This is a genomic window from Blautia sp. MSK20_18 (assembly GCF_020553125.1).
Taxonomy (GTDB): domain Bacteria; phylum Bacillota; class Clostridia; order Lachnospirales; family Lachnospiraceae; genus Blautia_A; species Blautia_A fusiformis.
This window is the reverse complement of the sequence record NZ_JAJCGR010000002.1, coordinates 146110-158062: the sequence shown is the minus strand read 5'-3', so window position 1 is coordinate 158062 and position 11953 is coordinate 146110. Positions and strand designations below refer to the sequence as shown.

Genomic DNA, 11953 nt, shown 5'->3' with positions numbered 1-11953 from the left:
TGAGTTTCCAGGCGCTTTTTGCGTTGCAGAATAATTGAGGGAATCGAGGAGGAAATGAATGATGAATGCAGGAGATACCGGCTTTATGCTGATCTGTACAGCCTTTGTGTTCTTTATGACACCTGGGCTTGCGTTTTTCTACGGAGGACTGGTCCGCAGGAAAAATGTGGTAAATACCATGATGGCCTGTGGGGCGATCATGGGACTGTCCGTAGTTATGTGGACATTGCTTGGATATTCGCTGGCATTTGGAGGAAATCATGGCGGGATCATCGGAGATTTTCGCTGGTTTGCGCTGAATGGTGTAGGCTGGGAGCCGGGACCTTATGCGGATACGATCCCGCATCTGGTATTTGTGGCGTTCCAGATGATGTTTGCTATGATCACACCAGCACTGATCACCGGTGCCGTGGTTGGAAGGATGCGTTTTAAGGCACTGTTTTTCTTTATTGCGATCTGGTCTTTGATCGTGTATTATCCAATGGCACATATGGTCTGGGGAGACGGTGGATTTCTGGCAGCCATTGGCTCTGTGGACTTTGCAGGAGGAAATGTGGTACATATCAGTTCCGGTGTCAGTGCACTGGTTCTTGCCATTTATCTTGGACAGAGACGAGGCTATGCAAAAGCAACCTATCGCACACACAATATCCCATTTGTATTTCTCGGAGCAGCTATGCTGTGGTTTGGATGGTTCGGCTTTAATGCAGGAAGTGCGCTGAAGGCAGATGGCCTTGCGGCACATGCCTTTATGACCAGCAGTATTTCTTCTGCCTGCGCACTGCTGACCTGGATGCTGATCGAGGTGATCCGTGAGGGAAAACCGACACTGGTTGGTGCATCCACAGGTCTTGTTATCGGACTGGTAGCCATTACACCGGGAGCTGGTTTCGTACCGGTATGGGCATCCTTTATCATTGGGATCCTGGTAAGCCCGATCTGTTACTTTACTGTGATCCTTCTGAAACAGAAGCTGAAGATCGATGATGCCCTAGATGCTTTTGGATGCCATGGTATCGGTGGTATCTGGGGAGGAATCGCAACAGGTCTCTTCGGAAAAACTTCCATTAACTCGGTTGCAAAATGGGATGGCCTTGTGTTTGGAGATCACCGTCTGTTCCTGGCGCAGGTATTGAGTATTGTGATCACCATTGCGGTTGCTATTGTGGGAACGCTGATCTGTATCGGGATCGTGCGGATCTTTACACCGCTTCGTGTAGATCCGAAGGAAGAGATGGTTGGTCTGGATGCGTCCCAGCATGGAGAGAATGCATATCCGTCATTTAATGGATTTGACTGATAAGAGTCCATTTCCTGTTAATGTGAATGATGGTGTTAAAGAGGAGATTATAGTATGTTGATTAAAATAGAAGCAATCGTAAGAGAAGAAAAAATGGAAGATGTCAAAGCAGCGTTAAATGAGATCCAGGTTAACGGTTTTACAGTAACCCAGATCATGGGCTGCGGAACACAGCGCGGCTATACAGAATATGTCCGTGGTTCCAAGATCGATGTATTTCTGAAACCGAAGATCAAGTTTGAGATTGTAGTATCATCAGAAGACTGGGAGATTAAAGTTATTGATGCCATTCAGAAAGCAGCATTCACCGGTGATCCGGGCGATGGTAAGATATTCAGCTACGAGATCCGTAACGCTGTTCGTATCCGTACAGGTGAGACCGGATACGATGCGCTGCAGTCGGAATTTCTGTAAATTGTTTTATTAATATGTAAATTATGTGTGAAAGAGTCTTTCAGGAAATCACAGGGATATCAGGAGATATGATCTTGAGATTTTTCGGAGGACTTTTTTACCACAGATTTAACAATAGTTTTACGTTGATTTGATGAAAAATAGCATGTGGCCAGTATAATATATAAGATGTACACGAAAACTAAAAATAATAGATAAGGCAGACATGACAAAAAAGAAATCAAAGAAATAAATAAGAAAAAAACAGAAATCCATTAAAGATGGATTCGAGCAGGACCAAGAAGAGCAGGAGAAGGAGAATCCCAAAAAGGATGCTCCGGCTCAGAAGTCAGAACAGAGGTCCGGAGCCAATAGAACCAGAAAATCAGAAGCTGGCAGCAGAAAAAACAGCAGGGCTGTAAAATGTCCGCATGCCCAAAAGAAAACGGAGAATTCCCGAAAGAAAAATTTAAGGAATTCTCCGTTTTATTATCTGACTGAGCAAACTATGAAGTTATTATTCAATATAGAGCTGTGCAACAAATGGGGCATAAGATATCCAACTGCTTTTTCTCTGCCATAGTTGCATTTCAACTGCAAAGATGACACTTTTCACAGGCGGACGGTGTGGCTGCACAACCGCCGAGAGCAGTTTCACGAAGCTCTGCAGGAAGTTTTTTGCCCACAGTATACATGGCATCGATCATCTCATCCAGCGGGATGAACTGGGGGATACCGGCCAGTGACATTTCCGCTGCGATTAGGGCATTGGAAACACCAGCTGCATTACGGTTCTGGCAGGGATATTCCACCAGGCCGCCTACCGGGTCACATACAAGACCGAGCATATTCATAAGAACGGTGGAAGCCGCATAGGTACACTGCAGCGGAGTGCCGCCAAGAAGCTCCACAGCAGCGGAAGCAGCCATTGCAGAAGCGATTCCGACCTCAGCCTGACATCCGCCAACAGCACCGGCAACTGTTGCATTACGCATGGCAAGATAGCCGATCGCGCCTGCATTAAATAGTGCCTGGCGGATTTTTTTATCGGAAAAGCCGTAGACCTCCTGAAGAGCAAGCATCATTCCGGGAACGATCCCGGCACTGCCGGCAGTAGGAGAGGCAACGATAAGTCCCATGGAAGCGTTGGTCTCAAGGGTTGCCATAGCGTAGGTGATCCCCTTTCCGAGAACATTTCCGCACAGGCTTTTTCCCAGGTCATGAAATTCGCAGAGCTTTCGGGCTTCACCGCCGATCAGTCCGCCCATAGATATCACCGGATCTTTGATGGGGGAAAAAGCAGCATCCTTCATGATCTCCAGAACACGATCCATGCGCTGGTCCACGATTTCAGCAGTGGTTTCACCGAGAAGGATCTCACGCTGGCGCATTACTTCGGAAATCGGAAGCTTTTTTTCCTGGCAGAGAGCAAGAAGTTCCTTGGCATTTTTGAAATCCATAAAACACATCCTCCTTTTCCCTACATCTGAACAACCATGACATCATGGATGTTGGTGTTCCGGTGAATGCTTTCTACGATATCTTCCGGGAGATGACCATCGGATTCCACGATCGTATAGGCTGTGGTTCCTTTGGATTCACGGAAGAGGCGCATGAAGGCAATGTTAATGTTACGTTCACTTAAGCATCTGGTGATGTAGGCCACAACACCGGGAGTATCCTGATGGATCACGATGATGGCACTGTATTCGCCGGTGAAATCCACTTTCACGTGGTTGATCTCCACAATGCGGACCTTGCCGCCGCCCAGCGATTCCCCCCGGACTGTCATTTCCTGTCCCTGTTCATTGACCATATGGATATCTACAGTGTTGGGATGGACATCGGTTTCTGCTTCATTTGGAGTAAAGGAAAAGTCGATCCCCTGTTCCCTGGCAATATCAAAAGAATTCCGTATACGCATGTCATCTGTGGAAAAGCCCATGATCCCGCCAAGGAGGGCACGGTCTGTACCGTGTCCCTTGTATGTTCTGGCGAAGGAACCATAAAGGATGAATTCTACTTTTTTCAGGGGCGGCGTGATCATCTTCTGGGCAAGGAAAGCAATGCGTGCAGCCCCTGCGGTATGAGAACTGGAAGGACCGATCATGTTGGGACCCATAACGTCAAATACACTGATAAAAGACATTTTGCTTAATTCTCCTGTGGTGTTTTTGCAATAAATTTCTTATAAATGGTGTCAACGATCACGCCGATGGCGTTGTCACCGGATACATTGCAGGCAGTTCCGAAGGAATCCTGGGTAATGTAAAGGGCAACCATGATAGCACAGATGGCACCGTCCGGATCCCCGGCTTCCGCTCCGAATACCATGTAAAGGAATGGAAGGGCAGTCATGATGGAACCACCGGGAGCACCGGGAGATGCAACCATGGCAACACCGAGAGTCATGATGAACGGAACGATGATCCCAAGACTGATGGGCAGCTGGTTCATAAGGCAGACTGCAGTAGCACAGGCTGTGATGGTGATCATGGAACCGGCCATGTGGATGTTTGCACAGAGCGGTACTACGAAGTTGCGGATCTGCTCGCACACGCCGTCCTTTTTGGCACATTCCAGATTGACCGGGATGGTAGCTGCGGAAGACTGGGTTCCCAGAGCAGTTGTGTATCCCGGGATCTGATTTTTGATCAGAGTGAAAGGATTCTTTTTGCTGACAGTACCTGCGATCACAAACTGGATCGTAATGCAGATCAGGTGCATGATGATAACAACAAGGAATACCTTCCAGAGGATGCTTAAGATGGCAAAGGTTTTTCCGGAAATAGTCATATCTGTGAAGGTTCCGCAGATGTAAAGCGGAAGCAGCGGGATGATAATGGTATGAAGGACCTTGTCAATGATCTTGGAAAAGTCACTCATTCCGTTATAAAGGCTGTTTCCCATTTCTTTTCCACGCATGGAAGAGAGGCACAGTCCCATGACAAAGGCAAGGGCAACAGCAGAAAGAGTATCCATGACCGGCTCCAGTGTGATAGAGAAAAATGGTGTCAGGGATGCGTCTGCGGTAGCTGCGATCTGATCCAGTGCACCTTCACTCATAAAGTGCGGGAACAGGCTGGATGATACCAGATAGGATGCGGAACCTGCGATCAGAGTGGAGCCATAAGCCAGAGCCACTGTGATCAGGAGAAGCTTCCCTGCACCCTGTGAAAGATCCGCAATACCCATGGTCACATAGGCAAGGATCATCAGCGGGATGACGAATTTCAGAAAGGTACTGAAAAATCCGGAAAGGGTTACAACAAAGCGACAGAAGCCTTCCGGAAGGAACTGACCGAACAGGATACCTACGATGATGGCAATGATCAGCTTCGGTACAAGTCCGATCTTGATTTTTTTCTTTTCCATTTGGATTCTTTCCTCCTAAGTATGAATTTATTCATTTTGCACAAAAATACGATTGACGTCCTCGTGATTGTATTGTAACATTGACATAAAAATAAGGCAAATTCACAGATTTCATCATCACGATGAAAAAATTTCATAGTAAAAGGGAGAAAATCATGGAAATCCGTCAGTTGGAGACGTTTGTACATGTAGCACAGCTTCAGAGCTTTTCCAGGGCAGCAGAGGTTCTGGGATACACCCAGTCAGCGATCACTGTCCAGATCCGGCTTCTGGAAAATGAGCTGGAAACAAGACTTTTTGACAGAACCGGAAAGCGTGTGGTGCTTACTCCGTCCGGAAAAGAGTTTATGGGGCATGCAAGCCGGATCTTATATGATGTAAATAAAGCAAAAAAGTCAATGAATGACGATGCGGAACTGAAAAATCCATTACATATCGGGACTATTGAATCTCTCTGCACAGCAAAGCTTCCGGCTGTTCTCAGCAAATTTCGTGAGTTTCACCCGAAAGTAAATATGCAGGTGACTATTGATACACCGGAGCAGCTGATACGGATGATGGAGCATAACGGGCTGGATCTTATTTATATACTGGATACCCCAAGGTGGGACCAGAACTGGGTGAAGGTCATGGAGAAGGCGGAGCCGGTAGTATTTGTGGCCTCTGCAGATTCGGAGTTTGCGGGAAAGACGCTGAAGATGGAGGATATTCTGGAAGAGCCTTTTTTTCTCACGGAAAAGAATGCCAATTATCGGCAGGCCCTGGATCAGCAGCTGGCGCTTAAGAAGCAGGCCCTGTCACCGGTACTGGAGATCAGCGATACCGCTTTTATCATCCGCATGCTGGAAAAGAACCACGGACTTTCCTTTCTTCCCTATCTGGCTGTGGAGCGGGATATCCGGAAAGGAAGAATTGCCCTTTTACATGTGGAAGATGTGGAGATATCCATGTACCGGCAGATCTTTTACCATAAAAATAAGTTTAAGACGAGAGAGATGGAGGAGTTTATCCGTCTGGCGGCAGAGTGAAAGTCAGAGCTTGTAAAAACAAATAAAATGTGGCACTATAAAAGAAAAACACAGGAGAAAAAAAAATGAATCTTATTGAAGAAGCAAAAGCTCTTGGTTTTTCCGACGCAGCGGTCATAAGTACCGATCAGCTTGTATTTGTGCCGGAATACCGGGTTTTCTGCGAGGACAATCTTTGCGGGAATTATGATAAAAACCCGGCATGTCCACCACAGAGCGGCACTGTAGAGGAGATGAAAGAGCATGCGCTGAAATACGAAAAAACGCTGATACTCCAGACAATGCAGGATGGCCTTATGGACTACAAAAAGGCAAAACTTGCTCATAACAAACTGACAGAACAGCTGGCAGAGAAGATGAAAGAAGAGGGAATAACTGATCTTCTGATCATGAGTGCGGGACCTTATAAACATAATTCCTGCATGTCCGCTTACTGTGTGGATGCACAGAAAATGGCAGACGCTGCAGGAATGCTATGCTGGACCAGCGACGGAATGATCCGTTATTTTTCCCAGGTTCTTTTCCATGGGTAAGATGAAGGATTTTGTAAAGGAATATGGGAGAAATAGATGGAGTTTTACAAATGCGAGTATCCGTTGACAGAAACAGAAAAAACGTGTAGAGTTTAAATAAATGTAATTACATAAAAAGAATCAGCAGGAGAAAAACCAGAATGGAAAAATCAACAGTTTATTTCACTGATTTTCGTTGTCCGGTGGGAACCAGCCAGCTGGACAAACTGAAAAAACTCTGTGTTGCCGCAGGAATCAAAGATATCGATATGGATGGAAAATTCGTAGCCATCAAGATGCATTTCGGAGAGCTTGGAAATATGGCATTCCTTCGTCCGAACTATGCAAAGGTAGTCGCAGATCTTTGTAAGGAGCAGGGCGGAATGCCGTTCCTGACAGATTGTAATACTCTTTATCCGGGAAGCAGAAAGAATGCACTGGAGCATCTGGACTGTGCAAATCTTAACGGATTTAACACGATCACAACCGGATGTCAGATCATCATCGGTGACGGAGTTCGAGGAACCGATGAAGTAGAAGTTCCGGTAGTAAACGGAGAATACTGCAAAACTGCCCTGATCGGACATGCTATCATGGACGCAGATATTTTTATCAGTCTCAGCCATTTCAAGGGACATGAGACAACCGGCTTTGGCGGTGCTCTGAAGAATATCGGTATGGGATGCGGAAGCCGTGCCGGAAAAATGCAGCAGCATGCCAGCGGAAAGCCGGCTATCCATGAAGATGTCTGTCGTGGTTGCCGCCGTTGTGCGAAAGAGTGCGGAAGTGATGCGATTACATATGTAAACAAGAAAGCAGTTATCGATTACGATAAATGCAAAGGCTGTGGCCGCTGTATCGGGGCCTGCAGCTATGATGCCGTATACAATCCGAATAGCAGTGCAAACGAGCTTCTTGATCGCAAGATGGCAGAGTATGCACAGGCTGTCTGTCACGGACGTCCCCATTTCCATATTGCACTGGTACAGGATATCAGCCCTAACTGTGACTGCCATGGTGAAAATGATGCGCCGATCCTTCCGGATATCGGAATGTTCGCAAGCTTTGACCCGGTTGCACTGGATCAGGCCTGTGCAGATGCCTGCCTGAAGGCAACACCGATCGCCAACAGCCAGCTTGGAGAGCATCTGGCAGAGCCGGGATGGCACTGTCACCATGACCACTTTAAGGATTCCAATCCGAATATTGAGTGGAAGGCAACCCTGGATCAGGCAGAAAAGATCGGCCTGGGAACCAGGGAATATGAGCTGAAGATAATCAAATAAGAAACAGAAATCATATAAAATCACGAAAGCACGCCTGCAACATGGCGTGCTTTCTTGCGTAAATAAAGAAATATAAAATGAAAAAACGTATAAAGACGGTATTTTTAAATAAAAAACATGTGCGTGCATATGCGTGCTTGAAACACAGCCATTGTGAATAATATACAAAGAAATAACAGGAAAATTTGGACAAAAACGAGAAAACAGAAAAAGCTGTAAATTTATATTGCATAATCAGACTGCGTGTGATAACATACACACAACATAATTAACACGCATTTAACACGCAAACAAAGAGAAAAAGCACGCAAATACGAAAATATCAAAGATAAGCGGAGCTAATGTGCAGGAAAACGTGCAGATCGTGTGGACAGAAACAGGCTGCATTCTGTGAGCAGAGAATATAGAGCAGGCCTGAAATCTTTTTCAGAGGAGGAAATTATGACAGGAATACAGAAAAAACAGCGTCTGCTGACTATGATATTCGGAGCTTTTGCAATCTTTTTTACCGGATATCCCCATGTATGGTCTATTTACCAGCCCTATGTGATGGAGCAGGCAGGCTGGAGCCAGGGACAGGCATCCATGTGCTTTTATCTGGCACTGAGCACCTTTGTATTCGGAAATATCTTAGGCGGAAGGATGCAGAACCGCTTTAAGGAAAAGACGATTGTATGGATCGGAGGCGGGACCTTTGCGGCAGGAATCCTGGCATCCGCATTTCTGATCGTTTCCACACCGCTTCCTATGTATCTCTCCTATGGAGTGATGCAGGGATTTGGACAGGGAATGATCTACACGGTGATTCTGGCAACGGTACAGAGATGGTTCCCGGACCGTACCGGATTTGCTTCCGGTGTTGTGGTAACTGCCAACGGACTTTGCGGATTTTTCCTGGCGCCGCTGAGTCGAAAGCTGCTGGAGGCAGAGGGTGTGCAGAAAACCTTTCTGATCATTGGGGCAGCCATCGCAGTTTCCTGGATTCTGTGCGGCATCTTTTTTCAGGCACCCGATAAGAGTCTGGTGAACGCAGGTGGCTCTGCGGCAAAGTCCGGAACATCGGAGATGAAGCAGTATACATCCGGAGAGATGATGCGTACAAGAAATTTTTATCTTCTTCTTGCGACCATGTTCTTTGGACTGATTTCTTATTTTATGGTTTCACCGGTATCCCAGACCTACCAGATCGACCTTGGGATCCCGTCTGCAGTGGCAGTCAGCGCCGTTATGCTTGGATCCATTGTCAATGCGGGAGCAAGACTGGTGCTTCCGACACTGGCAGATAAAGTGGGAAGGATCGTCTGCATCAAAGGAGTGCTGATCGTGGCAGTGATCGCTATGGGAGTTCTCGCTGTATCAAGATCCCTAGCAGTAACGGTTGCTGTTGTGCTGATGTACGGCTGCTACGGCGGCATCATGGGAAGCTTCCCGTCCCTGACAAGCTCTATTTTCGGAATGAAGCACACCGGGGAGAATTACGGATTTGTCATGTTCGGCATTGTATTTGCAACCTTTGGCGCACCGGCGATCTCCGGTCTGGTGAGTAGCAAAGGTTATGAGATGAACGTGGTATTTGGGATCGGAGCTGTTTTTGCAGTGATCGCATTTGTATGCCTGACTCTACTTGGACAGAATCTTGTGAAAGAGCATGCCGAAAAATCTGCCGGAGTAAAGAATGATACAGCACAGGTAAGCAAACCACAGGCAGAATAAGTCTGAATGTAACTGGATGCAGAGCTGTATCAGCTGCCGGATCAAAGACAGCTGACTGAGAATCAGAAAACAGAAAAACCTGGAAGAAATAAAATGCCTGTGGCTGATTTCTTCCAGGCTTTTTTTGAGTTGCCGGAATCAGATATTTCTGCTAGGATAACGAAAGGATGAGAAAATCAGATATTGTTTTTGACTGTTTATTTTGATCTGTCGTTCGAAGAAACCGTGAGACGACATAATACAAGAAACAGAGAATTTGGTGAAAAAGATATGCGCAGATGGTGGAGAGAAAAAGATTTTTCTTCAGTTCTCAGGGAACAGGCTATTACCTGCGAAATGGATACAGACAGTATTGTTGAGAAAATATACTCGGATTTGAACGCAGATCGCAAAGCGATTGCGTTCATGAGCATATAAAGTAAATGTAATACAAACATGTTCAGACTGGCAGAATAATTGCAATCATGCTGCCTTTTTTGCTGCTTTCCAGTACTTTTACCTGTCCGTTATGCTGTCGGACAATTTCACTGACAAGTGCAAGCCCCAGGCCGGCACCTCCCATAGCGCGGCTTCTTGATTTATCTACACGGAAAAACGGGGTGAAGATTTTTTCTTGATATTCGGGAGGAATGCCGATCCCGGTGTCGGAGACTTCAAGAAAGACATAATTGACCGACGTGGATGTATCTGTTATTTCTTCGGAAAGATGGATATTTACGGTTACTTTTCCACCGGAGTGATTGTATTTGATCGCATTTTCCACAAGATTGTACACAGCGCGATACAGCAGCAGATAGCTTCCGGTAATAATGCAGTCCCCCTCCTGCTGGATCAGTTCAACATCCTTCTGTTCCGCTACAGAAGCCAGGTCGCAGAAAACCTCATCCGTCAGTGCTGCCAGAGAGATCCTTTCGGAACGTTCAACAGTCTGTACACCGGTCATATCCAGGAGGATTTCAGCCAGATGGGAAAGTCGCCCGGTCTGTTCCTGGAGCATGGCAAAAATCTCCTGATAATCTTTTAAAGCAGGTGCTTCCCTGCGGGCAAAGACCTCCAGATTTGTCTGGATAACGGCAAGAGGAGTCCTCAGCTCATGGGCTGCATTGGCAGAAAACTGCTTCTGGGCAGTAAAGGCCTCATCCAGGCGTGCGAGCATTTTGTTAAATGAAATTGTCAGGCGGGAAATTTCGTCATTGGTAGCAGGAACTTCAAGAGCCTCTGAAAGGTTCTGGACCTCTATTTGGTTTACCTCCTGGCTGAGTCTGCGAAGCGGAAGTAATGCCTGACGGCTGATAAAATAAGTGCAGATGCTGCTGAGAAGGATGATGATCCCTGTTACCATGAGTCCTTTGGTGAGAAACAGTTTTTTTGTTAGCTGCAGCTGATCGGAAAGCTCCGGAAATAAGACGGAGGGATCCATATTAAAGGTGATGGGAGCAGAGTCTGTGTTATCGATCCGTATCATGTAATCTCCCAGATTCTCCATTCCGGCAACTGCAGACTGACTGATAAAAAAATACATCAGAATGCAGGTGACTGTCATAAGCAGTGCGGTGATCAGTGTCAGACGCCATTGAAGAGATAGCTTTCCGGTTATTTTTTTCATTGTATATCCTCCGTTAAAATGTAACCCTGGCCGATCTTATTCTGTATTGGATCAAAGCCGAGAGCCGTGCGCAGCTTTTTTCGAAGAGAAGAAATGTGGACACGAATGGAATTGCTGAAACTGTTGACGCTTCCGTCCCAGATATGCTCGATCATTTCTTCCGGGCTTATGATACGGTTCTGATGAAGAAGGAAATATTCCAGAAGAGAACTTTCCTTTCGGGTCAGAGAAAGAGGAAGTCCATCGATACTGGCCTTTCTTGTACGGGTATCAAAGCTGATACGTCCGCATTGCAGACATACATCCTGCTGGATGAATTTTCTTCGTGTCAGACTTCGGATCCGTGCCTCCAGCTCTTCAAAATGAAAAGGCTTTGTGAGATAGTCATTGGCACCGAGATCAAGCCCTTCAACCTTGTCCTGGATCTGTCCTCTGGCAGAGAGGATCAAAACGGGAGTGGAAGTATCGGATTCCCGAAACTGGCGCAGGATTTCCAGACCATCAACGCCTGGAAGGTTCAGATCAAGAAGGATGAGATCATAATTTTCCACCAGACATAATTCCAGTCCTTCATCCCCGTCAAAACATGTGTCCGCTTCATAGCCATCCATGCGAAGTCCCTCCGCAATAGACTGGCAAAGCTGCTTTTCATCTTCGATTATCAATATATGCATAGTAAATTCTCCTAAAAAACAGTTGATTTTGCTTTGTTATCTATCATATCATGTATAGCATAAAAT

Annotated in this window: 11 protein-coding genes; 6 read left to right on the top strand and 5 right to left on the bottom strand. The window is 46.3% G+C overall.

All coding sequences use genetic code 11. The annotated features are described in order from the left end of the window. Positions 1-61: 61 nt before the first annotated feature. Both LI091_RS02060 and LI091_RS02055 read left to right on the top strand, forming a co-directional pair. Positions 62-1300, top strand: a complete 1239-nt coding sequence (locus LI091_RS02060; protein ID WP_265190759.1) for an ammonium transporter — start codon at positions 62-64, stop codon at positions 1298-1300. A 54-nt stretch (positions 1301-1354) separates the two neighbouring features. After that, positions 1355-1714, top strand: coding sequence for a P-II family nitrogen regulator (locus tag LI091_RS02055; protein ID WP_092068522.1), 360 nt, complete (start codon positions 1355-1357; stop codon positions 1712-1714). A gap of 569 nt (positions 1715-2283) precedes the next feature. Here the strand turns inward: LI091_RS02055 and sdaAA are convergent. The 3 genes from sdaAA to LI091_RS02040 are packed head-to-tail and all read right to left on the bottom strand — an operon-like array spanning position 2284 to position 5068. Next, positions 2284-3153: an L-serine ammonia-lyase, iron-sulfur-dependent, subunit alpha gene (sdaAA, locus tag LI091_RS02050; protein ID WP_015527274.1), complete on the bottom strand. Its 870-nt coding sequence runs from the start codon at positions 3151-3153 to the stop codon at positions 2284-2286. A gap of 20 nt (positions 3154-3173) precedes the next feature. Beyond that, complete coding sequence (sdaAB, locus tag LI091_RS02045) at positions 3174-3842, bottom strand: L-serine ammonia-lyase, iron-sulfur-dependent subunit beta (RefSeq protein ID WP_015527273.1); 669 nt, start codon at positions 3840-3842, stop codon at positions 3174-3176. A 5-nt stretch (positions 3843-3847) separates the two neighbouring features. Further along, positions 3848-5068 carry a dicarboxylate/amino acid:cation symporter gene (locus LI091_RS02040; protein WP_021652178.1) on the bottom strand — a complete coding sequence of 407 codons (1221 nt, stop codon included), beginning with the start codon at positions 5066-5068 and terminating at the stop codon, positions 3848-3850. A gap of 155 nt (positions 5069-5223) precedes the next feature. Between LI091_RS02040 and LI091_RS02035 the strand changes: the two genes are divergently transcribed. From LI091_RS02035 to LI091_RS02020, 4 genes are all read left to right on the top strand, one after another. Beyond that, positions 5224-6096, top strand: a complete 873-nt coding sequence (locus tag LI091_RS02035; RefSeq protein WP_015527272.1) for a LysR family transcriptional regulator — start codon at positions 5224-5226, stop codon at positions 6094-6096. Positions 6097-6161: 65 nt separating this feature from the next. Next, positions 6162-6629 carry a DUF2284 domain-containing protein gene (locus tag LI091_RS02030; protein ID WP_015527271.1) on the top strand — a complete coding sequence of 156 codons (468 nt, stop codon included), beginning with the start codon at positions 6162-6164 and terminating at the stop codon, positions 6627-6629. A gap of 140 nt (positions 6630-6769) precedes the next feature. After that, entirely contained in the window at positions 6770-7894 is a 1125-nt protein-coding gene (locus tag LI091_RS02025; RefSeq protein ID WP_015527270.1) for a DUF362 domain-containing protein, read from the top strand. Positions 7895-8335: 441 nt separating this feature from the next. After that, positions 8336-9607 carry an MFS transporter gene (locus LI091_RS02020; protein ID WP_173739315.1) on the top strand — a complete coding sequence of 424 codons (1272 nt, stop codon included), beginning with the start codon at positions 8336-8338 and terminating at the stop codon, positions 9605-9607. Positions 9608-10046: 439 nt separating this feature from the next. On the opposite strand, the gene LI091_RS02015 is transcribed toward LI091_RS02020, so the two are convergent. After that, positions 10047-11213, bottom strand: a complete 1167-nt coding sequence (locus LI091_RS02015) for a sensor histidine kinase (RefSeq protein WP_186582429.1) — start codon at positions 11211-11213, stop codon at positions 10047-10049. Continuing rightward, positions 11210-11887 (bottom strand): response regulator transcription factor, encoded by a 678-nt coding sequence (locus LI091_RS02010; protein WP_021977033.1) that lies wholly within the window; start codon positions 11885-11887, stop codon positions 11210-11212. The genes LI091_RS02015 and LI091_RS02010 overlap by 4 nt, the downstream gene beginning before the upstream one ends. Positions 11888-11953 lie beyond the last annotated feature (66 nt).